We start from the raw sequence: 24,101 nt of genomic DNA, 5'->3' as shown, positions 1-24,101 counted from the left end.
TATATGATATTTTCCTTTGCAAATTCATGGTTATAAGAATATTTTTTACAAATTACAAAACTATCTCAATTAACAATACAAAGCTGAAATTATTTATACTTATTGTTGTTACAAAAAAATCTTAAGAAAACTAAACCGAACAATAGCGGAAATACGTTTTATTTTATGCAAATCTACTCTTTTCAACTTAAGCATACTGCTTTTAATACAAATAAAATCAGCCATTTAAGCAGACCTCTTTTTTAAAATGACAGTTCTTCGTTATAATATCATTACAATTGCTTTCTAATCTGCATAATTTGATTAAATTTACCTCAATAAGGTATTTCGTTTTGAAATACACGATTATCCTGAAAAAAGTTTTTATGAATAAAAAAAATGCCACGATATACGATATTTCGAAGAAGCTAAATGTAAGTGTGGCAACGGTTTCCAGAGCATTGAACGATCATCCGAGAATAAGTGAGGCAACGAAGGAACTGGTAAGAAAAACTGCCAAAGAAATGAACTATAAGCAGAACAATCTTGCCAAAGCCTTAAAAAGTGGTGAAACGAAGAATGTAGGAATCATCGTACCTTTCGTAAATACCAATTTTTTCTCTTCCGTGATCCGCGGAATTGAGGAAGAACTTTCCCCTTTCGGATATCATGTCATCATCTGCCAAAGTCATGAGGATGTTAACATCGAGAAAAGACAGCTTAATACGCTGCTGAATGCACAGGTGGACGGAATTTTCATCTCGGTTTCCAAAACCACGGTAAATACAGAACATATCCAAAGTATTCTGGATACTTCCAATACGCCGATTATCTTTTTCGACCGTAAAAAAGACATTTCAGGAATCAGCACTGTAACAATTGACGATTATCGCGGAGGGTATCTTGCGACAGAACATCTTATAAAAGAGGGCTATAAAAATATCTGCCATTTCGCCGGCGACCTGAATCTTGAAATTTACCAGAATCGTCTGAACGGCTACAAGCAGGCTCTTACGGATCATGATTTTAAGGTGAAGGAAGAAAATATCGTGATTACGGAAAGTTCTGTGGATGCAGGAATTGATGCTATAAAAAAACTATGGGACAGAAAATCTGTTCCCGACGCCATTTTTTCGTCCAGTGATTTTGCTGCGTTGGGAGCCTGTCAGGAACTAAAAAAACGGAACATCAAAATTCCTCAGGAAGTTGCCGTTATTGGTTTTTCGAATGAGCCTTTCACCCAGTTTATGGAGCTTCCGATCAGTTCTGTAGACCAGACTCCGGTCATGATGGGGAAAATGGCAGGACAGGTTTTTATCGAAAGTGTAAAGGAAAACAGCTTTGGTGTTTCCATCGAGAAAAAAGTGGTACTGGCTCCTCAGCTTCATATCAGGAAATCTTCCAAGAGGAAGTAAATTTAAGTCATTGAAATAATCCGACCTCAATTTCAGATATGCGTTTTTTATTATTTATTTCAGAAATTCATACGATCTGTAACACTTAGCAGGGAATTGTTTTGGTCTTAACTTGAATGAAAGCCTTGTCGTTTCTGTTTATTTGATTTATTTTTAACGAAAATTTAGATTAAATTGATGCAGGAGTAGCATCAAGTATAAGCATTAAATAAATAACTATGAAAAAAAACTTAAAGCTGGCAGTTGTATTAATCATTACACTTGCAAGTATGAATGTAAATGCTCAAAAAAAGGCAGCGGTAAAAACCTCAAAACCAACAACCGAAAATAAAACCGCTAAGCCAACAAAGCAGGAAACAATGGATTGGATTGCCGGGAAAATGAAAGAAAATTTATTGGAGCGTTATAAATTTAGTTCTTATAATAATGGTGTTTTTACTTTTACAACGGCACTTAATGAAAATTCTACGTGTACTTCTTCAATTGACTTAAATAAAGTTACTGGAATAAGTAATGAGTATTCTAACGATTTTTATGTTGCCGGAAAAGCTTTACAAAGCACTTCGTGTCCTGATAGAAGAGATTGGAGTGGTGTATACGAGAATATATCTATTAGTGGTCCTAATTATAATGAATATCATATATTTTTCAATTTTACTCCGGATCAAGCTTTGGTAGAAAGGTTGAAAAAAGCATTTACCACTTTAGTTGAATATAATTCAACACGCAAAGGGGCTGATGAGAAGTTTTAATAAAAAACAAGACTCATAGAAAAGCAAAAAATTTAGATAATTATGCCAGTGCAAAAGCATTGGCTTTTTTTATAGATATTATAGATTTATAATAAATGACTTTACATCACCGTATGTGCTATCGATATAAAAATCTGCAAGAAAAGGGCTAGGAATTTCAAATCTGTACTATTGAGATACAGCGCTATGTGTATTCTCATCCTGATTACCCGTTCTTTCGTAAAAAATAAAGGGACTATTCATCAATCAGTAATTCCGTCTTTTTTATAACGTTTCGCAGGTGTTCTTCGTGTGTATCTGCCCAATTGCCCAAAGCTGCAATTACCGGAATTAAAGTCTTCCCGAATTCTGTAAGCGAATATTCAACCTTTGGAGGAACAACCGGATAGATCATTTTGGAAACCAACTCGTGATCTTCCAGCTCTTTCAGCTGAATATTCAGAACTCTTCTGGAAGCATCGGGAATTTTACGCTGCAGTTCGCTTGGGCGCTTATAACCTTCGTTAATGAACCACAGCAAACGGATTTTCCATTTCCCGTAAAGCACTTCGCCGATCAGATCCAGACCGCAATTAAGATTCAGTGGAATTTTTCTTTCTCTCATATAACAAATTTAGATGAATGTACCAAAACATACAATAGGGGAAAAATTTATCTCTATATGAATCGGTTTTCCGTACTTGTGCAAACTGTTTTTATCCCTCAATTTTGTCCTATAAATCATTCTTAAAAATGGAACAATTTAATTTCAACAACGAGTTATCCGGCAGGACTGCATTGGTAACAGGAGGTACAAAAGGAGCCGGAAAAGCTATTGCCGAAAGACTTTTACAGGCAGGTGCAACGGTTATCATCACCGCAAGAAACGCACCGGAGGAAGAAAACAGCCATCTGCATTTCATTCCTTCAGATTTAAGCAAACCGGAAGGGATACAGAAAGTAATCACGGAAGTGCTTTCAGCTTACGGAAAGCTGGATATTCTTATTAACAACCTTGGCGGTTCATCTACACCGGCAGGCGGTTTTGCCGCATTATCCGACGAAGATTGGGAGTCTACTTTTCAAGCCAATCTCTTTGCTCCTGTACGACTGGACAAAGGATTTCTACCACAAATGATCGAGAGAAAAAGTGGCGTTATTATCCACATCGCATCCATTCAGGGTAAACTGCCGCTTTATGATTCTACTTTGCCTTACGCAGCTGCAAAAGCAGGATTGAGAAACTACAGTAAAAGTTTATCAAACGAAGTGACTCCTAAAGGTGTTCGAGTACTGACGGTTTCTCCGGGCTGGATCAATACGACCGCATCGGAAGCATGGCTGGGTGAAATTGCAAGAAACTCAAACAGTACCGTAGAGGAAGCACAGCAAAGTGTGATGGATGCGTTGGGCGGCATTCCTTTCGGAAGACCTGCCGAGCCGAAAGAAGTGGCAGAACTGGTGGGCTTTCTGGTATCACCAAGAGCCCGTTATTTAACAGGAACCGAATTTGTAATCGATGGCGGTACGATACCTACAGTTTAATCATCTAAAAAAATAATACAATGAATTTACCAAAAGTAATAACAGATCTTGTAGAGGCACAGAATAATTTCGACAGCCTTGCTTATGCCGAGTGTTTCTCTGAAACAGCAGTAGTTTTTGACGAAGGAAAAACACATACGGGAAAAAAAGAAATTCAGGAATGGATAAAAGAAGCCAATGAAAAATACCAGTCTATAATGGCTCCTGTAGCCTATTCTGAGACCGAAGAAATCCTGAAAGCTGAGGTGTCGGGTAATTTTCCGGGCAGCCCGATTGTTTTATCCTATCATTTGAAATTGGAGGACGGACTTATTCAGTCTCTAAACATCACCGGCTGATTATTGGCAGCTGAAAAAAGTTTCAAAGTTCAGGCTGAAGTGTATGCTTCAGCTTTTGCGGTCTGAAAGATTTTCTAATTAAGTTTAAACTCATTTTAAATGTAACCGCGAAAAAGACAAAAGACTTTATTGGATTTATTTAAAGTATTTCAAAAGTCTTCAAAGATTTTTTCTCTTTGAAGACTTTTGAATTTATATGCTCTTTTTTTTCCATTTAAGCAGTAAACTTAAACCCCTAAAGTGTTACAATCTTTTGCCTCTTTTTCGGTGAAAAAGTTTAGACAAGTTTACTATTTAAATCAACTGTAGTACACTAAAAATATGTAGTGCATGAATAAAAATATAGTGCGCAACAACAAAAATGTAGGGAGCAATGATAAAAATGTACTGCGCTGAACTAAAAATATACTGCGCTAAAGTAAAAATGCCGAGAACCAGAATAAAAATACAGTGAACAATAACAAAAATGTAGCGAGCAATGATAAAAATGTACTGCGCTGAACTAAAAATATGCTGTGCTAAAGTAAAAATGCCGAGAACTTGAATAAAAATATAGCGGACTAGATTAAAAATTGAAAGAAGTATCATAAAACGGCATAGAGCTTTCTAAAAAAACTTCTGTTGTAAGAAAGAAATAAAGAGCAGTAAATCAATTATGTAATGTATTTTAATGAATAGGATATTTAAAGTAAAAAGAGTTTGCTCTTTTAGGAGAAGAATCTGTGTAGAAATAAGAATAAATCCGTCAATCAATCCATAGGATTGATATCTTAAATACGATAAATTTTCTAAAGATAGCGTTCCTGCGGAACGCAGAATGCCTTGCGAATATGTTTTCTACACAGATAAAACTCTATAGAGTTTTCTACCGTTTTACTTTAAACATCTTTGAAAATAAAAAGATATACGAAAAAAAGTTTTTATGGCAAAAATTGTCTGAAAAAATGCTGAAAAATTATTACAAAATAATATATTTATCGCCCTAATGTTACTGTATATTTGGTTATTTTTGACGAAATTATTTTTCGGTTTATACATTATATAATACCAAAAATCAGCCTTTAATTAAAACCATGAACGACCGCGAAACTATTATAAGCAAATTAGAGAATGCTCTCCATATCAAATTAGCGAAAGAAGATAAAGACAGTGAAAATTTCTGCTATATTTCCGGCAGATTGACTTATTTATCTCTTTCAAACCTGCACTTTGAAGATTTCTCCGCACTCGAACCTGTTTTTGAAACACTTTATACACTGATATTAACAGAATGTTCTATTGCCAATGCCAACGATATGCATCGCATGAAAAAACTGGAAACCCTTGTTCTGAAAAAATGTTCAATTTCAATGGAAGAAACTTTTGATCCGGACGTATCTAAAGCTAATACAACTAAGGGGAATTTTGAAAGTATATATCTGGAAGATATGGATGTTCCGCATCCCGGATTTTTCTTACCTATTTCCAAATATCTTCATGATATTACATTTACAGAATGTACCGTCAGCAATGTTTACGAATTAAATCTTTTTCCTTCCTTATATTACTTAAATATAAATAATAGTCAGTTTATTACGTCTGAAAACGACATTCAATATAAGCAGGATTCCATAAAAAAACTCAATTGGCTGACATTTGAAAATATGAAATTGAAAAACTTCGATTCGTATCTTCCTGTGTTGAAACAAATAACTGTTTTAAAATTATACGACTGCGAACTGGACAGCTTAAAAAACATCAGTCAGTTTCCACATCTGAAAAGGCTTCATCTTGATCCTGAATTAAAAATCAATGATCCCTATTCTGAATATGATAATTCACAACAGTTTAAACTTAAAGAATGCATTATACAGTCATTTGTATCATTTTATGACTGGACTCCGGATGTGGTACAGCCTGATTTTGATGCAAAACTGCTCCTTTCTGCAGCCCCTTATCTCCGAAATCTGACAGTAGAAGGATACAAACTGATCAATACAGATTATCTGAAACATTTGCCAAAGTTAGATCAACTCACCTTTGAAAAATGCACCGTAGATCTGGAAGATTATTTATCTGTGGCACCACAAATTAAGCGGATTTATTTTAATACTTCCGAAATAAAAAATCAGTACGCTTTCAAATATTTTACAAAACTCGAAAAGATAACAGTTTCAGTAGATCGTCCTGAAGATCGAAATTTAATAGATCTTGAGAAGCTTCTGCCTTTAAAAGAAAGTTTAAAGAAAATTATTCTTTGGAATACTGAGATCATTCAGAACATTGATCAGATAACAAATTTTACTACATTAGAAGAGCTTGATATAAGAGCTGAATCTGTAGAATTTGCACAGAAAATACTGTCTATGGAATCTCTTAAAAACCTGGACCTGAATATTTATATTAAAGAACAGGAACCTGAAATTACTGAACCCATTATTCTGGATTTGCAACATCTGAAAAACGTGGAAAAATTACATTTGGGTACCGTTGGAGATTTTTATTTTAAAGGAATCGGGCATTTAAAATCTTTGAAAAAGCTTATTTTAGATGATGATTGCGATCTGGAAAGTTTAACGGAGTTGCCGTCACTAAAAAAACTATTTATTGAGGTAAATACGATTGATAGACTCCCTCGTTTAGAGCATGTAAAAGTACTTAAATTATACAGCAGAGGAGAATATTGTGAGATAAATTTACATGATAAATTTCCCAATCTTAAAAAACTTGATTTAAGGGCATCAGAAGAGCAGAAAATAAACATCAGCAATCTGGAAAAATTAAAAATACTTACACTCTTTGGAAGCGATTTTGATGGCATTGTATCTTTAGAAAATCTTCCCAAACTTGAGGAACTGGATCTAAGTTATTGCGGGATTTCCAAAATATCTAAACTGGATAATCTTACCCATTTAAAAACATTAAATCTGGAAGAAAACGAAATTGAAAACATCGATGGTTTAGAAAACTTGAAAAATCTTGAACGCCTGAACCTCTATGATAACAAAATCTACGATATCAGTGTATTGAATAAGCTCCCAAAGCTTCGTGAAGCCAATCTTGCCGGGAACAAAATAAAAAAATAAGATGCCGAAAAACAGCTCGACAAACCGGAAGTGGCAATCTGGTACTACAGACCTTCTACTCCTTTCCGAATAATTATTGACTAAAAACACAGCCTGAAAAAAAATTATAAGTAATAAAAAAGAGTTTACTTTTAACCTAATTTAAAAATATGAGTGATCCCAAAACTATTACCCAAAAACTTGAAGATTCCCTTAATATCAAATTTGAAAAGAAAACCCCAAAGACGAAAAGCTTTGTTATATGTCAGATAGATTAGTGAGTAATTTTTCCTAAAAATTGATTTTATATTTTTTAACAGCTAGATTAATCTTAAAGAGTAGCTTAGTGTCTCTGAGACCTTGTACCTCAAAATAAATTACAAAAAAGACTGTCCTTTTGGAACAGTCTTCTTAGTTTATCTCAAATCCGTTATATGAGTTACTTTTTGCGTCTTTTTATCAATGCTTATCATCACATCAGACCACGTCCAATACTCGCTATACTCAGAAACATCTATGCTTCTTGGCTTATTAAATCCTTCTTCCAACATAGCTTTTGTCATGCCAATAATAATTTTACTGTTGAAAACAGCCTCTCCAAAAGTTTTTCCATATTTTTTAATTAGTGCTGCCTTTCTCTGCTCTGTCTGTTGTGTTTCTTCTTCTTTGGTTTTAAATTTTTCGTCATCCAAAAGATAATTTACATTGATCGTAGGAAAGTATTGATTTTTAACTTTCTTAGGCATGTTATAGAAAAAATCAACTTTAAAATAATTATTAAAAAAATCTCCCATCGTAAAATAATAATCAGATAAACCTTTATTGATGGTAGAATTATTCTCATAATCAATAAAATGGACTTTACGAGGCTTGTCATACTCAGTTAGTATTTTTTTAATTTCCTGCCTTGCCTTAAATGCCTGCTCTTCAGAAAAATTTAAAGAACTCACATCAAAATTTCGTATAATCTGTTCCATTTTATGAGTTTCTATCTGATTGAAATAATACCTGTCGATAACACTCTTTACCATTTTAATGTACTCAGGATTAATGTCATTTTCCTTCTTAAACTTATCCAGTCTTTCCAAAGATTCTTTGTAAGCTAATGCTGCATTCTGATAATCATTTTTCCACAAATAATAATTTGTTTTTATCAGATAGCAATTGGCAACATCATAAGAACCTCTTTCCTGATTATCCATACCTTTGAAACAATTATTTACATAATTAATAATAATATCGTACTTATTATCATCAAAATTAGGATCAAAGCAGAATGTAGCTAATTGTTGTGCATCTTTGGTAAACCAATAATTAGAATTGTTTACACCGCCTTTTTCTTTTAGGTAAGCTAATGCTTCAGAATATTTTTCTCCTTTAATAAATTTATTGTACTTACTCTCATTCAACTTCATCTGTGCATTCAGACTAAGACCAAAAGTTATTAATAATGATACAAATAGTTTTCGTGTTATCATGGTAATTAATTTTATTGGGGGCAAAAGTAAATAAAATTTTCAGAAATATATGTAGAAATGGGTTTTTGATAAGTTGTTTAATAAATAGTAAATTATGGTTTACAAAACGTTATATGTATTCTAAACTTGCAGGGATAAATGTACACCTCATCTTTTGATTAAAACTATAAAACAAAAAAAAGCGGTTGAAAAAACCGCTTTACTTTTACCAAAGATTTGCTAGTACACACATCCGCAACCTGTTTCCCATTCCTGGCAAAGACGAATAGGCTCATTACACCATCCTCCGCCACCTCCACCGCCGCCGGTTACTCTGTAGCATATACCATCATTACAGTAATAAGATCCTACAGTGGGTGGACAGTTTCCATCCAGGTCGCAGACTGCATACGCAACATCGCCGCCGCTGATAAGCACGAGCTGACTTCTTTTTAATTTTTTTAGATTTTTCATAACGAATATTTTTAATTTGCTGATTACTAAGGTATAAAATTTTTAAATCACTTACAAGTGTTTTATAAAACCAGACCAGATCCAGATGTCTCGGATTTGTAATCCATGACCTTATTAGCCATCGAAAATATAAAGGAAGCACGGATTGTAAATTCGCGCTATCGAAAGTAGGAAAAGGAAATGGTAGATTATGAGAAATTCAGTAAACAAAAACTTGATGAATTAATTAAAATTCAGGATAGGTTTAAATTTTTGTTTTATGATTTACATGAAATTAATGTTAATAAGCTTGAAAAAGTATATAAATAATATTTCAATAATGTAACTTTGAAATAACCAAACTAATAACATAATCATGACAAAGCTAGAAAAATTCAAATTATCATATGAGACGTTTATTGGTTCTTTTATATCAGTAGCGCTTTTATATCTTTCAAATTTCTTAATGGAATTTGTCACTAAAAATCCGAGAATTCAGGCATGTATCACAATCTTAATGCTCACTACGCTTGTTGCATGGCTAAACAGAGTTGTAGTTACAGCTGTTGAACGCCTTTCCTGTCTTAGAAAATGGATAGATCGCACAAACTTTATAGAAGGGTTTTGGTATGATATAACCTACGATGATGATAGAAATATTGTGCATGTTGTATTTCTTACTATAACTTTTGAAAATTCAAAATATGAATTATGTGGAGAAGCTTTTGATAAAGTAGGTAATAAAATATCCACGTTTAATTCTTCGCATTCACATTTTATAAATCATGAATTAACGGCATTTGTAAATTCAACGGGTGACAAAAATATTTTAGAAAGATCATTTGATTATTATAATTTCAATAAAACAGCAGATTCTTATAATGGCTTTTATATTGATTTTAGCACTTTAAAGCCTAAAAGTATTTTAGGAAAAAGAGTCAATAAAGAAGATGTTAAAAAATTTAACGGCTTTAAAAAGTTTGAAAATATAGAAGCTTTTATAAAAACTATAATATAGTTCTAAAAGATTAATACTTGATGTTGCGGATAATCCAGAACCAGATGTCGCGGATTTGTAATCCGTGACTTGCTATAAAAAAAGCATGGATTGCAAATCCGCGCTATCGAAAAATAAACATTATGTAGTAAATTGTAATCCAGAGATTATGTAAAACAAATATTATTTGCAATATTATGAATAATCATATAGATAAAAACGAAGTGGGAATATCATTATTAAAAATTGGCTTATCAAACATTCCTTATGTGGGACAATTATTGTCAGAAGCTCTTTTTGAATATCGTGGTAGAATCAAGCAAAATAGATTAAATAAATTTACAGAATTATTATCTGATTATTTTGGTAATAACTCTGAAATAAATATTGAAAAAATACAAAGCGAAGACTTTAGTGATTTATTCGAAGCAATATTAAAGCGTGTTGCAGAAACAAAATCCGAACAAAAGCTAAGGCATTTCAGAGATATTTTAACAAACAGCCTTAATGAAAATTTAGATTATGAAAATTCTGAAATATATCTTGATTTGATAAGTAATTTGAGTGAAATTGATATGTCTATATTAAAAAATCATCAATTATTTGATAATAAATTTGATGAAAGATATGATACAAAGAATTCATATGAAAAATTACTACCTGAGTTAGAAAAAAATGTTCAAAATGAATATGAATTAAGAGAAAAAGGATTTGCCAATAATTGGGATAATGCAGTCATAAAATATAATGCTACTAAAAACGCAATTAGAGCAATTAGCGAACAGAATAAAAGTGTAAATATTTACAGAACAGCAGAATTCTATGGTATTAATGATGCGGAATTTTTGTATTCAAAGCAAAAACTTTATTCATTAGGTTTATTAATAGATTCTGGTTTTGGAAAATTTGACTACAAGCCATTTGGAATGATGTCAATAACAGAATTTGCAAAAAAATTTCTAGAGTTTATCAAAAATTCATAGTGCAGAAAACACAAGTTTGCAAATTCTGAAGATTAAGTACAAAGTTTAGTTTTCAATTTCGCGGATTTTGAAATCTACACTATCTAAAAAAAGAAGATACATCCGTGTAATTAGTGTTTAAAAAATTAAGCAGTCCAAAAAGAAAATGCTCCCCACACAAAGCAGGAAGCATTTTCAACCCTAATATTTAATATAAGTAAATCATTACAAAGAGACCCCTCGTCTCCATGGAATGAAATCATTCTGATTCAGTAGATCGGCTTTGGTTTTCACTTCACCGCTTGCCACTTTAATGATGTATTCAAGCAGTTCGTCTGCTGCTTCCGAAATGGTTTTATCTCCGCTGATGACCGTTCCTGCATTGAAATCGATAATATCAGACATTTTTTCAGCTAAAATGGTATTTGAAGAAATTTTAATTACCGGAGCAATCGGATTTCCCATTGGTGTTCCGAGACCTGTCGTGAAAAGAACAACTGTTGCTCCGGAACCGACTAAAGCAGTCGTACATTCGGCATCATTTCCGGGGGTACAAAGCAAATTCAGTCCTGGTTTTGTCGCGTATTCTGTAAAATCCAGAACCTCAACAATCGGAGCAGAACCACCCTTTTTAGCTGCTCCTGCGGATTTCATGGCATCGGTAATCAAACCGTCTTTAATATTTCCGGGAGACGGATTCATATCAAAACCTGAACCTGCCGCCACAACAGATTTTTCAAAATCTTTCATCAACTTAAGGAATTTCACACCGTCTTCATCATTGATGCAACGGTTGACAAGCTCCTGCTCTACTCCGCACAATTCAGGGAATTCGGCAAGCATCGTTGTTCCGCCAACTGCTGCCATAATATCTGAAACTTCTCCCAAAACAGGGTTTGCAGAAATTCCGGAGAAACCGTCGGAACCGCCACATTCCAAACCGATATTCAGATTTGTGATGGAGGCAGGTTTTCTTTCAATATTATTAGCCTGTTTAATTCCTTCATAAGAATCTTTGATCACGCCGGTCAGCATTTCATCAATCGTTCCGGATTTTTGCTGTTCGTAAACAACAATCGGTTTCTTATTATCGGGAGCCAAAGCGTGAAGCGCATCCATAAAAATCTGCACCTGAAGATTCTGACAGCCTAAGCTGAGAACCGTTGCACCAGCAACATTCGGATTGTTTACATATCCTGCAAACAGCCTTCCCAATGCTTCCGCGTCCTGACGAATTCCGCCACAACCGCCTTGATGGGTGATGAATCTTACATCGATATTTTTAAATACTCTGGTGTCTTCTTTCTCTTCCACTGCTGTATCGGAGGTTTCGCCACCATTTAATAATGACCTTAATAAAAGCTGATGTTTACTCGCTTTTTCGTGTAACAGCTCTTTTTCAAAAATATCTTTCAGCGTTTCGATATTTTTGTTTTCACAGAATACCAAAGGAAAAAACAGCCAGATGTTTTCCGTTCCCACCTGTCCGTCTTCACGGTGGTAACCCATGAAAGTACGGTCTTTCCATCGATCTACATTCGGGGGAATCCAGCCTAAAGTTTCAGTTTTGCCTTCTACTTTTGCGCTTTGGTGTTTTACGTTTTCAGTCGTAATGACTTCTCCTTTTTCGATGAACTGATTGGCTTTTCCGACAATGACACCATACATAATGATCTGATCTCCTTCTTTAAAATCTATGGCAGCAAATTTATGTTTAGCCTTAATATCTTTTGTCAACGTGTATTCTGCACCGTCAAGATGTACCGATTCTCCGGCAGATAAATCCAGCAGCGCTACAATAACGTTGTCTTTGGGATTTACTTTCAGGATTTTCTTTTGCATGATTTTTTAAGAATTGAATTCTACAAAATTGTTATAGGCAGTTTCCATGTCATTATGATCGATTTCATACAATGCTTTTGCCACTGCTGTTTTCAGACCTTCAATCTGAGTAAGGTCTCTATCCCAGAAAGAAGTTTCAGAAAGCGCTAATTCAGCAACTTTTTCATACTCTTCGTTTGCCCAGATTTCTTTAAATTTAGCAATAATTCCTGCTTCATCATTTAAAGGAAGCGCTTTTTCGCCGAAACTTCCCTGATAGAATCGGATGAGACCTGCCAATGAAAAGGTAAGGTTCACCGGCAATTTTCCGTTGTTTTCAACATAGGTAAGTAAACTTGGCAATACTCTTACTTTAAATTTAGATACAAAATATAAAGCAATACTTGCCAAATGATGTTTTATGAAAGGATTTCTGAAACGGTCGAAAACTTCTTCCGCGAATTCTTTCAGTTCAGTTTCATCTAAGCCTAATGTCGGATTCACTTCATTAGAAATGGCATCCTTCAGGAACTTTCCGATAAATTGGTCATCCACAGATTCTTTAACCGTTTCTTTTCCTGACAAAATTGCCGGAGCCAACATTAAAGTATGACCGCCATTCAGAATTCTTACTTTTCTTAAACGGTATGGCTGAATATCATCCACCACCAAAATCTGCTCGTTGATTTTATTGAAAGGAATTCTATCATTTAAATTTCCTGCTTCCTGAATGACAAAAAGAAGGAATGTTTCTGAAACTACCATCATCTGGTCTTCATAATCCAGCTGATCTTCATAAGATTCTGCATCGTCTTTCGGATAGCCCGGAACAATTCTGTCTACCAAAGTATTATGGAAATAATTGTTTTGATGAATCCACTCCGCAAATGCATCTTCTAAATTCCAGAGTTGAGCATATTTGATGATAATATCTCTTAAAACAAATGCATTGTCTTCGATTAATTCGCAGGGAATAATTCTCAATCCTTTATCTGCCGCTCCATTGAAATATTTAAATCTTTCGTAAAGTAAAACCGCTACTTTTGCAGGGAAATTTTTGTGTGGACCATCGTAAGACGTTTCCATTTCGTCGTAAGCAATTCCTGTTTCCGTGGTATTTGAAAATACAAATTCCAGCTCTTCTTCTTTCGCTAAAGCTAAAAAATCCTGGTAATCAGAATATGGATTAATTGATTTCTGAATCGCAGAAATGACGTGCTTTTCATCAATAATTTCTCCTTTTTTAATTCCTCTCGTGAAAAGAGTATATAAATTATCCTGCTCTTCCATTTTCTGAATAGAGCCGTTTGGCGTTGCCTGTAAGTTGACAATCCCCCCTTTCCAGTCGGTTTCTTTATTTAATTTATCAATTACATAATCTATGAATCCACGCATGAAATTTCCGCCACCAAACTGAACGATTTTAATGGGAAGTTTTTCCTGAGTATTGTTTAATTCACGATTTAATTTTTGTTTTATCTGATTTTCCATCTTCTATAATATTGTTTTGCGGTGGCTTTGGTTTGTTTTAAACGCAAAGGACGCAAAGTTTTTTTTGAATACTAACTGTTTTTTAAGATCGCAAAGGCGTTTCACTCAGCGAAGGACTTAAAGTTTTACTTTTAACCATTAAGATTGATTAAGGGGTTAAGAAAAGTTAAGGGAAATAAATTTCGTAAGCCTGAATTTAATTTGCTTGTTAATTCTTAATTCTTCTTAACTTCTTATCTATTCTTAATGGTTTAATTTTTTGCGGTGATTTTTGGTATTGAACGCAAAGACCGCAAAGATTTTTTTAATATCTCATGTATATTTTTAAGTTCGCAAAGGCGTTTCACTCAGCAAAGGCGATCTTAGTAAGACTTTCTAAACTGTTTTGACCTTTTAAATCTCTACTATTTTTGTTTAAATTCTTAATTTTCTTAATTACTTAAATGTTCTTAATGGTTTAATTATTTGCAATGATTTTTGATTTTGAACGCAAAGACCGCAAAGTTTTTTTGACTACTGACTGTTTTTAAGTTTGCAAAGGCGTTTCACTTCAATAAGATCACTAAGTTTTTATTTACTTTCTATATATTTTAACCATTAAGATTGATTAAGGGGTTAAGATTAGCTAAGAGAAATAAATTTCGTAAGATTGAATTTAATTTGCTTGCAAATTCTTAATTCTACTTAACTTCTTATCTATTCTTAATGGTTTAATTATTTGCGGTGATTTTTGGTTTTGAACGCAAAGTCCGCAAAGTTTTTTTGAATAATAACTGTTTTTAAGTTCACAAAGCCGTTTCACTTCAATAAGATCACTAAGAGTTTATTTACTTTCTATATATTTTAACCATTAAGATTGATTAAGGGGTTAAGATTAGTTAAGAGAAATAAATTTCTTAAGCTTGCCTTTAATTTGCTTGCAAATTCTTAATTCTTCTTAACTTCTTATCTATTCTTAATGGTTTAATTATTTGCGGTGATTTTTGGTTTTGAACGCAAAGTCCGCAAAGTTTTTTTGACTACTGACTGTTTTTAAGTTCACAAAGCCGTTTCACTTAAATAAGATCACTAAGAGTTTTTATTTGGACTTAAGGGTACTTTTGCCAAACCTATAAGGTTTTTGAAACCTTATAGGTTTAGTTCTATTTGCTAATGACTTTATATTTCGGAACCAGTATTCTCATTACTGTCCATGCAATAAGGTACGCTACGGCACAGATTGAAAAAATAATCATGTAGCCTTTATCAATTCCGTCCTTAACGATTGCACCGGATTTTTCCAATTGTTCAAAAAATCCATCCGGTAATCTTTCGTTGATGTATTGAGGATATTTTTCAAGCAAAGGAATTCCGTCTACGGTTGTCCATACTTTGTGAGCGTGATCGAATAAAACTCCGGAAGATTTATTAATTAAAAAAGAACCGATTCCGCCTGCCATTCCGCCAATTCCGGTAATGGTAGCAATGGCTTTTTTAGGGAACATATCGCCGACCGTCGAGAAAATGTTTGCCGACCAAGCCTGATGTGCAGCTCCGGCAATTCCGATAATCAAAACAGGAATCCAGTATGTTACCGAACCTAATGGCTGTGCCAAAAGTGCCAAAAGCGGAAAAAATGCGAAAATCAACATGGCTTTCATTCTTCCTGAATAGGCATTCATTCCTTTCTTTTCAACAAAATATTTTGGAAGCCATCCTCCAATGATGGAGAATAAAGTGATCATATACAATACAAATAACGGAAAAGCACTTTGCGTAGAATCCATTTTGTAAACGGAACTTAAATACGCCGGAGTCCAGAATAAAAAGAACCACCAAACACCATCCGTCATGAATTTTCCAAAAGCAAATGCCCAGGTCTGTCTATAACTGAAACATTCTTTGAATGTGAATTTTCGTTCTTCTGTTGTTACCGTATTTTCTTCAACAACAGCATCTTCCTGATCCTGATTAATATACGTAAGCTCATGTTCATTCACTTTATGATGCTGATGCGGTTTTTTGTAGTAAAATACCCAAAGTCCCATCCATACAAATCCTAAAGCTCCAATGATGATGAACGCCCATTCCCAACCCATCGATTTGGCAATGAAAGGAATTGTAACTGGTGCAGCCAAAGCTCCCACCGTTGCTCCTGCATTCCAGATACTTGTAGAAAAAGCTCTGTCTTTTTTAGGAAAATATTCTGCTGTCGTTTTAATAGCTGCCGGAAAATTTCCCGCTTCACCAATCGCCAAAACGAAACGTGCAAAAATGAACAAAGTTACACTTGTACTGATAATGGCAGAAGTATTGGAAACTGTAGAAATCAATTCTTTAGATCCCTGAAAACCTGCTAACCAGTTTCCGGTGAGAATTCCTGAAGTGGCAATTCCGCAAAAAGCATGTAAAACAGCACCGACTGACCAAACTCCTATTGCCCAAAGAAAACCTTTTTTGGTATCCATCCAGTCGACAAATTTCCCTGCGAAAAGCATTCCTACGGCATAGAAAATGGAAAACAGCGCAGTGATATTCCGTAATCGTTATTGTTCCAGTGAAATTCCGGAGCAATGAAATCTTTCCATGTTAATGATAAAACCTGCCGATCCAGATAATTAATGGTCGTCGCAATAAACAGCAGCGAGCATATCGTCCATCTGAATGCACTTGGTTTAATAGATTTAACTGAACTCATACTTGTTTAGAATTTAGTTATTTTTTGTTTTAATTTTTAATGATGTGTTTTTTGAACGCAGAGAGCGCAAAGATTTTCTTTTTAAACTTCATGTATATTTTTAAGTTCGCAAAGGTACTTCGACAAGCTCAGCATAAACTATTCACTCGGCGTAGCTATGTATTGCGTTATTTTTTATTATTATTTTAAAGTCTGGATGATTTCCAATACTTTTTTCGTTTCATTTTCAATGGTTGCGTAATCTTTAGAAGCCATCAAATTTTTGCTAATAAGTTTACTTCCCATTCCTACCGCAGAAACTCCGGCTTTGAACCAACTTTCAATACTTTCTTTCGTGATATCTACTCCACCTGTCGGCATGAATTTCAGATTCGGGAAAACATCTTTGATGGAACTCATAAATCCTGCTCCCAAAGCATTTCCGGGAAATAATTTAATAAATGCTACTCCTGCGGCTTCTGCGGCGATAATTTCAGTCGGCGTCATACAACCTGGACTGTACAATACGTCTTTTGGAATTAAAAATGCGGCAACTTCCGCTACAAAACCCGGACTAATAAAGAAATCTGCTCCCACTTTGTGATATTCTTCCGCTTGTTGTAGGTTTTTAATCGTTCCGATTCCCAGAAGCATTTCCGGCATCTCCGCGTTGCGGATTTCTATCATTTTTTTAAAATTGCTTAATGCAGATTCTCCGCGGCTTGTATATTCTACTGCCCGAATTCCTGCTTTGTAAAGCGATTTCAGTATATCTATGGTTACCGTTTCATCATCATTATAATACAAAGGCAAAATCCCCTGATTAACGATGGCGTTGGTAACGGTTTGAATTTTTGTCATTTTGTTTTATTTTTTTCAAAATAATCTTTGATGGAATTAAATATTCTTTAATATTCTGTATATTTTTAACGCAAAGTCCGCGAAGATTTTTTTTTGACTACTAGCTGTTTTTTAAGTTCGCAAAGGCGTTTCACTTAAATAAGATCACAAAGTTTTTTGATTTAATTCTAAAAAGAACCGCTAAAAACCATAAACCAGCAACTAATAACTATTATCTCTTAATTCTTCCTCCGGAATTTCCTGCCATTACTTCCAGAATGTCTTCTGCGCTGCAATAGTTGATGTCTCCTAAGATCGTGTGTTTGATAGCACAGGCTGCGTTCGCAAAATTCAAAGCCTTTTCATCGTCGAAATTTTTTAAGCCATAAATTAAACCCGCTGCGAAAGCATCTCCTGTTCCGATTCTGTCGACTACATTGTCTATTTCTAAAAATTGGGTTTCAAAATAATTTCCGTTGATTAAGGCTCTTCCCTGTGTCTGCTGAGAACTTGCCGTAACCCCGATTCTTATTTTGTCGAAAATTTTATGAATGGACGGACATTGTCTTTTTAATTCTTCACAGGCTTGTAAAAAACCTTCTTTATCGGATGAAAACTGAGTTCCTAAGATTTCGTTGATTTCATTCACGCCACCAATGAAGATGGTTGATAGAGAAACCAGTTCTTTCAACACTTCGTTTCCGTTTTTTCCATATTTCCAAAGATTGGAACGGTAAGCTGGATCGGTTGTTACTTCAATTCCCAATTCGCGAGCGGTTTGCAAACCTTCTTTCAAACTTAAATAAGCTGATTTTGAAATTCCGGGGCTGATTCCTGTCCAGTGAAAATAATCGCAGTCTTTCAAAGCGTTTTTCCAGTCGATTTTCTCTGCTTCTATGTTGGCAAATGAACCATTTAAACGGTTATAAGCAATTCTGCTCGCCCGAACTGAAGAACCCACTTCTAAGAAATACAAACCTAAAGGATATTCATTTTTAGAAATAAAATTGGTGTCAATTCCGAAACTTTTAACAAAAGATAAAGCTGATTCTCCCACGAAATCATCCGAAACTGCACTTACATGTTTTACTTCGCATCCCATCGTTGCTAATGAAGAAGCGACATTAAGTTCTGTTCCGCCGAAGAAAAATTCCATTTCATGGCTCTGCTTCATGGTTCTGTTTCCGGGAGGGGAAAGCCGCATGATGATTTCACCGAAAGTAAGTATTTTGCTAGCCATATTTTAATAAATACTCTGTTTAATATCTGCTGTTATTTTAACGTAAAGTGCGCTAAGATTTTCTTTTTAAAACTCGATGTATATTTAAGTTCGCAAAGGCGTTCTACTCAGCCAAACTCACAAAGATTTTTCAAGTTTAGAAAAAATGCGGATATGTAATTATTGTTTATTTAAATCATTAAGATTTATTAAGGAGTTGAGAATAGTTAAGTTTTAGCATCGCTTTAAGCAATATGCTTAATAAAATCTAAGATTTTAGCTTAAAAAGTCTTAAATCCTTAATTGTCCTTAATGGTTCAAAATATTTTTTATTTCTCGCCGATTTTACAAATCTGGCAGATAATTATGTTATAAAAATCCGCTTAATCTGCAAGTTTTTAATTTCAACCATTAAGATGTTATTAAGGAGTTTTGAAAAATTAAGTGAGCTTCGCTTTAAGTGCTTTTGCTGAATTAAAATCTTTAATTTTACCCTAATCAAAACTTAACTTCTTAATTCTCCTTAATGGTTTAAAATATTTTTGAATTTCCCGCAGATTTAGCTAATAATGCAGATCATTTTAAATCTGCAAAATTTGCTCAATCTGCGAGAGATTTAATCTCATTTAAATTTAAAAATCAAAATAATTTTTAGCATTATGGTAACAGATATCGGAAATAATTTTCCCAACGTGTTCCATATCCTGTGGCAATTCGCCGTTTTTTATTTCTTCCCCAAAAAGATTACAAAGCACTCTTCTGAAATATTCGTGTCTCGGGAAAGAAAGGAAACTTCTTGAATCGGTTAACATCCCTACAAAACAGCTTATCAATCCCATGTTTGAAAGCGCATTCATCTGTTTGATCATTCCGTCTTTCTGGTCTAAAAACCACCATCCTGAGCCGAACTGTACTTTTCCTTTAATGCTTCCATCGTTGAAATTTCCGATCATCGTTGCGAAAATTTCGTTGTCGGCAGGATTTAAATTGTATAAAATAGTCTTCGTTAATTTATCTTTCCCGTCTAAAGCGTTTAATAATTTAGACAAAGTTTCTGCCTGCACGAAGTCACCGATAGAATCCCATCCTGTATCGGGACCGAGAATTCTGTGCATTCTTTCGTTATTGTTTCTCAAAGCTCCTAAATGGAACTGCTGAACCCAGCCAAATTTGTGATACGCTTCTCCTAAGAACAGTAAAATGGCTGTTTTAAACTGATTCACCTGCTTTTCAGCAATTACTTTTCCTGAAAGTTTATCATTAAAAATGGAACTTACTTCCGCTTCTGTAGCTTCTTCAAAAGAAATATTGTTCAGTCCGTGGTCACATAATCTGCATCCGTTTTCGTGGAAATATTCAATTCTTTTTAATAATGCGTCGCACAAAGTCTGGTAAGAATTGATCTCGATTCCTGCAGATTCTCCTAATTTGGCAATATAATCTGCGAAGTTGTGATTTTCAATTAAAATCGCTTTATCAGGACGGAAAGCGGTGCTTACTTTTATTTTCCAGTCGCTTTTTGCCAAATCCTGGTGGTAATTCAAAATATCGGTTGGATCTTCTGTTGTACACAGAGATTCCACATTCATCATTTCCAGCAAACCTCTTGTGGATTTTTCAGGAGTCTGAAGCTGAGCGTTAATGTTATCGTAAATTTCTGAAGCGTTGTTTTCATTCAGCAATTCATCAATTCCGAAATATCTTTTCAGTTCTAAATGCGTCCAGTGATACAAAGGATTTCTCAAAGTATACGGAACTGTTTTAGCCCAGGCTTCAAATTTTTCTTTGTCTGAAGAATCTCCGGTAATGAATTTTTCGTTCACGCCCATTGTACGCATCGCTCTCCACTTGTAATGATCTCCTGCAATCCAGACTTTAGAAATATTGTCAAAAACCGTGTTTTCTGCAATATCTTTAGGAGTCAAATGATTATGATAATCAATGATCGGCTGTTTTTCTGCGTAGTTGAAGTATAATTCTTCAGCGTATTTATTTTGTAATAAAAAAGTATCTGTAATAAAAGAGTTCATTCTTAAAGTTCTAGTGTTATTCATTAGCAGGTTTTCCGATGGTTGCTAAAATTCCGCCATCAACGTAAATAATCTGTCCGTTGATGAACTTACTTGCATCTGAAGCTAAGAAAATAGCTGTTCCAGCAAGGTCTTCCGGGTTGCCCCATCTTCCTTCCGGAGTTCTGCTGATGATAAATTCGTTGAACGGATTTCCGTCCACTCTTATGGGTTCTGTCTGCGACGTTGCAAAATATCCGGGACCGATTCCGTTTACCTGAATATTATGTTTCGCCCATTCTGTTGCTAAATTTTTGGTGAGCATTTTAAGTCCGCCTTTTGCCGAAGCATACGCAACGACGTTATCGCGTCCCAGCTCACTCATCATTGAACAAATGTTGATAATTTTTCCGAACTTTCTTTTAATCATGTATTTTCCCACTAATTTGGACATGATGAAAGGCCCGGTAAGGTCTACATCGATTACTTTTCTAAAGTCTTCCACTTCCATATCAATTGCCGGAATGCGTTTGATGATTCCTGCATTGTTGACAAGGATGTCTATTTTTCCATGAGCAGCTTCCATTAAAGCTACTTTCTGAGCGGCTTCCCTTTCGTCGGTTACATCGAAAATATATCCGGTTGCTTTGTATCCTTTGGAGTGATAATATTCCAGTGCTTCCTCTAATTTTTTCGGTGTTGTACTTGTGATTGCCAGTTCAGCACCTGCTTCTGCAAGACCTTCTGCCATTGCCATTCCCAATCCATGAGTTCCGCCTGTAACAACGGCAACTTTACCGGATAAATCGAATAATTTCATGTGGAAAATATTACTTTAGTTCGTTAGTTTTTACAGCATCCATATCGCCATAATCCATATTTTCTCCCGCCATACCCCAAATAAAAGTGTAATTGGATGTTCCGACTCCTGAGTGGATAGACCATTCCGGAGACAGAACAGCTTCGTTGTTTTTCATAAAAATATGACGCGTTTCATGAGGCTGCCCCAGAAAATGACTTACCGCCTGACCTTCTTCCAGATCGAAATAGAAATAAGCTTCCATTCTTCGGGTATGCGTATGAGAAGGCATCGTATTCCAGACACTTCCTTCGTGCAGTTCCGTCATTCCCATCTGTAATTGGCAGGTTTCCAGTACGCTGTTCACAATCAGTTTATTGATTGTTCTTTTGTTTGCGTATTTTGTTTCGCCCAATTCTACAATTTCTGCTTCGTTCTTTGTAATTTTCTTTGTAGGATAAGAATGATGAGCGGGTGCAGAATTGAAGTAGAACAAGGTCTGTCCTTCGTTTCCGTTTTCAAAAACCACATCTTTTGCTCCTTTTCCGATGTATAAAGCTTCTTTGTTTGCCAGTTCGAAAACGTCACCATCAACAGTTACTTTTCCGGCAGCTCCTACATTAATGATTCCCAGCTCTCTTCTGTCTAAGAAATGTTCAGCTTTCAAATCGTCTGTCGGTTCCAGCGTTAATGGGCTTTTTACCGGCATTGCGCCTCCGACAATCATTCTGTCGTACATAGAATACACTACATTGATCTGATCTTCATTGAATAAGTTATTCATCAGAAATTCCCTTCTTAAATCCTCAGTTGTATATTTTTTTACATCTTCGGGATGATGGGCGTACCGAAACTCAGATTTTGTCATCTTCTTTTAAATTCATTTTGCGGTTTCAACAAAACCGGTTAAACATTATGTAATCGATTGCATAAATTACACTGAAAACTTGTAGAAATACTTTCGGGATAAATATATAATTATTATTTATATGGTTAACAAAAATTTAATAAAAATTTATAAATAAATAATAATCAATTAATTAAAAATTAAATTCTACAATTTTATTATAAAAAAACAATGAAAAATTCCTGTTCTATTTAACCAAAATGATGCATTGATATTTGGAAAAAAGATGATGCTGTATAAAAAATCGTTTAACTAAGAAGAATATCAATTTAATAAAAATAATCAAAAAACAACATTATTCTATACATATAATAAGGTTAAAAATTATCACTTAAAAAATGCATGATGAAACTCCGTTGAAAAAGATGATAAAAATCAGGAAAGTATGTTAAATTTTCGTTCTTGCTGTTAAATTTGGGGAAATTGCAGGCCATAAAAACCTATAAATTTTAAACTTTTTTTAATTTATTTTATGATCCTCACTGAAAAAAGAGAAGAAAAAAGCAGTTGAATATTTAAAATATAAAATATTGATTTACAATTATTTAATCATTTAAAATTAATTAATAATTATATAATTAAAATTCAAATTAATGAAAAAATAATATTTTTTTCTTTGCATATTCAAAAATAATATTAGTTTAGGAGCGAGAATATTTTAATTGAAAAATTACGCAATCGATTGCACAAAGGAAAGTGTAAGGTTTCTAAAATATTTACCACTAAAAACAGTAGAATACTTCCAAATCCACCAATGAAAACAAAGATTGAAAAAAAACTTTCAACCAAAATTAAAACTATAAGGATACAAAATGGATAAAAAAGTACAATCAGTAAAGTGGTTATATTTAACTGTCTTTCTACTTCCTGTCCTTGCAATGGCTCAAGAAAAAGAAACAAAGAAGGAAAAAGAAACCAAGATCGACGAGGTGGTTTTGGTAGGATATACCAAAGTTTCTAAAAAAGACGTTACCAACGCTGTTTCTTCTGTAAAAGCAGAAGCGATAAAAGATATGCCTTCTACCAATGCTGCAGAAGCAATACAGGGAAGAATGGCTGGAGTACAGGTTTCCCTGAGTGAAGGTTCGCCGGGAGCCGATGTAGATATTGTAGTAAGAGGAGGAAACTCCATTACAGGGAGCAATGCTCCTTTATATATTCTGGATGGTGTACAGATGGATAATGCACTTTCTATTCTTTCGCCTAAGGAAATTCAATCGATTGAAGTGCTAAAAGATGCATCTTCTACGAGTATTTACGGAGCAAGAGGAGCCAATGGTGTTGTCCTTATTACCACAAAAGGAGGGCGTAAGAGAGCAAAAACATCAATTAATTACAACGGATTTTTAGGGGTCAGAAAAATTCAGAATACAATTGATGTTCTGGATCCTTATCAGTACGTCCTGTATCAGTATGAAGTGTATAATAAAGGCGGTGT

18 protein-coding genes and 1 pseudogene are annotated in these 24,101 nt (G+C 34.4%); 8 read left to right on the top strand and 11 right to left on the bottom strand.

Annotation, left to right across the window (positions count from 1 at the left end):
- Positions 1 to 365: 365 nt before the first annotated feature.
- Together WFK35_RS07945 and WFK35_RS07940 are read left to right on the top strand one after the other, a co-directional pair.
- A complete protein-coding gene (locus WFK35_RS07945) occupies positions 366 to 1,394 on the top strand; it encodes a LacI family DNA-binding transcriptional regulator (RefSeq protein WP_214588603.1) in 1,029 nt (342 codons plus the stop codon).
- 218 nt (positions 1,395 to 1,612) lie between these two features.
- Positions 1,613 to 2,146, top strand: a complete 534-nt coding sequence (locus tag WFK35_RS07940) for a hypothetical protein (RefSeq protein ID WP_235132722.1) — start codon at positions 1,613 to 1,615, stop codon at positions 2,144 to 2,146.
- 235 nt (positions 2,147 to 2,381) lie between these two features.
- On the opposite strand, the gene WFK35_RS07935 is transcribed toward WFK35_RS07940, so the two are convergent.
- Positions 2,382 to 2,750: a winged helix-turn-helix transcriptional regulator gene (locus WFK35_RS07935; protein ID WP_214588602.1), complete on the bottom strand. Its 369-nt coding sequence runs from the start codon at positions 2,748 to 2,750 to the stop codon at positions 2,382 to 2,384.
- A gap of 128 nt (positions 2,751 to 2,878) precedes the next feature.
- On the opposite strand from WFK35_RS07935, the gene WFK35_RS07930 reads away from it, so the two are divergent.
- The 3 genes from WFK35_RS07930 (at position 2,879) to WFK35_RS07920 (ending at position 7,073) form a co-directional block, all read left to right on the top strand.
- The gene (locus WFK35_RS07930) at positions 2,879 to 3,670 is read left to right on the top strand and encodes an SDR family oxidoreductase (RefSeq protein WP_336732173.1); all 792 of its coding nucleotides are present in this window, start codon (positions 2,879 to 2,881) and stop codon (positions 3,668 to 3,670) included.
- A gap of 20 nt (positions 3,671 to 3,690) precedes the next feature.
- Complete coding sequence (locus tag WFK35_RS07925; RefSeq protein ID WP_336732172.1) at positions 3,691 to 4,008, top strand: nuclear transport factor 2 family protein; 318 nt, start codon at positions 3,691 to 3,693, stop codon at positions 4,006 to 4,008.
- Positions 4,009 to 5,081: 1,073 nt separating this feature from the next.
- Positions 5,082 to 7,073 carry a leucine-rich repeat domain-containing protein gene (locus tag WFK35_RS07920; protein ID WP_336732171.1) on the top strand — a complete coding sequence of 664 codons (1,992 nt, stop codon included), beginning with the start codon at positions 5,082 to 5,084 and terminating at the stop codon, positions 7,071 to 7,073.
- A 395-nt stretch (positions 7,074 to 7,468) separates the two neighbouring features.
- Here the strand turns inward: WFK35_RS07920 and WFK35_RS07915 are convergent, their stop codons facing one another.
- Positions 7,469 to 8,530 carry a hypothetical protein gene (locus WFK35_RS07915; RefSeq protein ID WP_336732170.1) on the bottom strand — a complete coding sequence of 354 codons (1,062 nt, stop codon included), beginning with the start codon at positions 8,528 to 8,530 and terminating at the stop codon, positions 7,469 to 7,471.
- Between the two features lie 219 nt (positions 8,531 to 8,749).
- The gene (locus tag WFK35_RS07910) at positions 8,750 to 8,983 is read right to left on the bottom strand and encodes a hypothetical protein (RefSeq protein WP_076392864.1); all 234 of its coding nucleotides are present in this window, start codon (positions 8,981 to 8,983) and stop codon (positions 8,750 to 8,752) included.
- A 355-nt stretch (positions 8,984 to 9,338) separates the two neighbouring features.
- On the opposite strand from WFK35_RS07910, the gene WFK35_RS07905 reads away from it, so the two are divergent.
- Positions 9,339 to 9,980: a hypothetical protein gene (locus tag WFK35_RS07905; RefSeq protein WP_336732169.1), complete on the top strand. Its 642-nt coding sequence runs from the start codon at positions 9,339 to 9,341 to the stop codon at positions 9,978 to 9,980.
- A 176-nt stretch (positions 9,981 to 10,156) separates the two neighbouring features.
- A complete protein-coding gene (locus WFK35_RS07900; RefSeq protein ID WP_336732168.1) occupies positions 10,157 to 10,942 on the top strand; it encodes a hypothetical protein in 786 nt (261 codons plus the stop codon).
- 204 nt (positions 10,943 to 11,146) lie between these two features.
- On the opposite strand, the gene WFK35_RS07895 is transcribed toward WFK35_RS07900, so the two are convergent.
- The 8 genes and pseudogenes from WFK35_RS07895 to kduI form a co-directional block, all read right to left on the bottom strand.
- Positions 11,147 to 12,763, bottom strand: coding sequence for a UxaA family hydrolase (locus WFK35_RS07895; protein WP_336732167.1), 1,617 nt, complete (start codon positions 12,761 to 12,763; stop codon positions 11,147 to 11,149).
- A 6-nt stretch (positions 12,764 to 12,769) separates the two neighbouring features.
- Entirely contained in the window at positions 12,770 to 14,233 is a 1,464-nt protein-coding gene (locus WFK35_RS07890) for a tagaturonate reductase (protein ID WP_336732166.1), read from the bottom strand.
- 1,142 nt (positions 14,234 to 15,375) lie between these two features.
- A pseudogene (locus tag WFK35_RS07885) lies at positions 15,376 to 16,910 on the bottom strand (MFS transporter).
- Between the two features lie 180 nt (positions 16,911 to 17,090).
- The gene (locus WFK35_RS07880) at positions 17,091 to 17,750 is read right to left on the bottom strand and encodes a bifunctional 4-hydroxy-2-oxoglutarate aldolase/2-dehydro-3-deoxy-phosphogluconate aldolase (RefSeq protein WP_336732165.1); all 660 of its coding nucleotides are present in this window, start codon (positions 17,748 to 17,750) and stop codon (positions 17,091 to 17,093) included.
- Between the two features lie 211 nt (positions 17,751 to 17,961).
- Positions 17,962 to 18,969 (bottom strand): sugar kinase, encoded by a 1,008-nt coding sequence (locus WFK35_RS07875; protein ID WP_336732164.1) that lies wholly within the window; start codon positions 18,967 to 18,969, stop codon positions 17,962 to 17,964.
- Between the two features lie 611 nt (positions 18,970 to 19,580).
- Complete coding sequence (gene uxaC, locus WFK35_RS07870) at positions 19,581 to 20,978, bottom strand: glucuronate isomerase (RefSeq protein WP_442892019.1); 1,398 nt, start codon at positions 20,976 to 20,978, stop codon at positions 19,581 to 19,583.
- Positions 20,979 to 20,994: 16 nt separating this feature from the next.
- On the bottom strand, positions 20,995 to 21,777 hold the full coding sequence (locus WFK35_RS07865) for a gluconate 5-dehydrogenase (protein WP_336732162.1): 783 nt from the start codon (positions 21,775 to 21,777) through the stop codon (positions 20,995 to 20,997).
- 10 nt (positions 21,778 to 21,787) lie between these two features.
- On the bottom strand, positions 21,788 to 22,624 hold the full coding sequence (gene kduI / locus WFK35_RS07860; protein WP_336732161.1) for a 5-dehydro-4-deoxy-D-glucuronate isomerase: 837 nt from the start codon (positions 22,622 to 22,624) through the stop codon (positions 21,788 to 21,790).
- A gap of 851 nt (positions 22,625 to 23,475) precedes the next feature.
- Between kduI and WFK35_RS07855 the strand changes: the two genes are divergently transcribed.
- A partial coding sequence (locus tag WFK35_RS07855) for a TonB-dependent receptor plug domain-containing protein (protein ID WP_336732160.1) occupies positions 23,476 to 24,101 on the top strand: 626 nt, incomplete at its 3' end.

Source organism: Chryseobacterium sp. VD8 (assembly GCF_037149975.1).
In the GTDB taxonomy this organism is placed as follows: Bacteria; Bacteroidota; Bacteroidia; order Flavobacteriales; family Weeksellaceae; genus Chryseobacterium; species Chryseobacterium indicum.
Note: the sequence above shows the minus strand (reverse complement) of the source record. Positions and strands in the feature narration are given on the sequence as shown.

What these genes read in the sequence shown, in the direction of transcription:
- WFK35_RS07945 (WP_214588603.1), top strand. Translation starts at nt 366, where the DNA reads ATGAATAAAAAAAATGCCACGATATACGATATTTCGAAGAAGCTAAAT.
- WFK35_RS07940 (WP_235132722.1), top strand. Translation starts at nt 1,613, where the DNA reads ATGAAAAAAAACTTAAAGCTGGCAGTTGTATTAATCATTACACTTGCA.
- WFK35_RS07935 (WP_214588602.1), bottom strand. Translation starts at nt 2,750, where the DNA reads ATGAGAGAAAGAAAAATTCCACTGAATCTTAATTGCGGTCTGGATCTG.
- WFK35_RS07930 (WP_336732173.1), top strand. Translation starts at nt 2,879, where the DNA reads ATGGAACAATTTAATTTCAACAACGAGTTATCCGGCAGGACTGCATTG.
- WFK35_RS07925 (WP_336732172.1), top strand. Translation starts at nt 3,691, where the DNA reads ATGAATTTACCAAAAGTAATAACAGATCTTGTAGAGGCACAGAATAAT.
- WFK35_RS07920 (WP_336732171.1), top strand. Translation starts at nt 5,082, where the DNA reads ATGAACGACCGCGAAACTATTATAAGCAAATTAGAGAATGCTCTCCAT.
- WFK35_RS07915 (WP_336732170.1), bottom strand. Translation starts at nt 8,530, where the DNA reads ATGATAACACGAAAACTATTTGTATCATTATTAATAACTTTTGGTCTT.
- WFK35_RS07910 (WP_076392864.1), bottom strand. Translation starts at nt 8,983, where the DNA reads ATGAAAAATCTAAAAAAATTAAAAAGAAGTCAGCTCGTGCTTATCAGC.
- WFK35_RS07905 (WP_336732169.1), top strand. Translation starts at nt 9,339, where the DNA reads ATGACAAAGCTAGAAAAATTCAAATTATCATATGAGACGTTTATTGGT.
- WFK35_RS07900 (WP_336732168.1), top strand. Translation starts at nt 10,157, where the DNA reads ATGAATAATCATATAGATAAAAACGAAGTGGGAATATCATTATTAAAA.
- WFK35_RS07895 (WP_336732167.1), bottom strand. Translation starts at nt 12,763, where the DNA reads ATGCAAAAGAAAATCCTGAAAGTAAATCCCAAAGACAACGTTATTGTA.
- WFK35_RS07890 (WP_336732166.1), bottom strand. Translation starts at nt 14,233, where the DNA reads ATGGAAAATCAGATAAAACAAAAATTAAATCGTGAATTAAACAATACT.
- WFK35_RS07880 (WP_336732165.1), bottom strand. Translation starts at nt 17,750, where the DNA reads ATGACAAAAATTCAAACCGTTACCAACGCCATCGTTAATCAGGGGATT.
- WFK35_RS07875 (WP_336732164.1), bottom strand. Translation starts at nt 18,969, where the DNA reads ATGGCTAGCAAAATACTTACTTTCGGTGAAATCATCATGCGGCTTTCC.
- uxaC (WP_442892019.1), bottom strand. Translation starts at nt 20,978, where the DNA reads ATGAACTCTTTTATTACAGATACTTTTTTATTACAAAATAAATACGCT.
- WFK35_RS07865 (WP_336732162.1), bottom strand. Translation starts at nt 21,777, where the DNA reads ATGAAATTATTCGATTTATCCGGTAAAGTTGCCGTTGTTACAGGCGGA.
- kduI (WP_336732161.1), bottom strand. Translation starts at nt 22,624, where the DNA reads ATGACAAAATCTGAGTTTCGGTACGCCCATCATCCCGAAGATGTAAAA.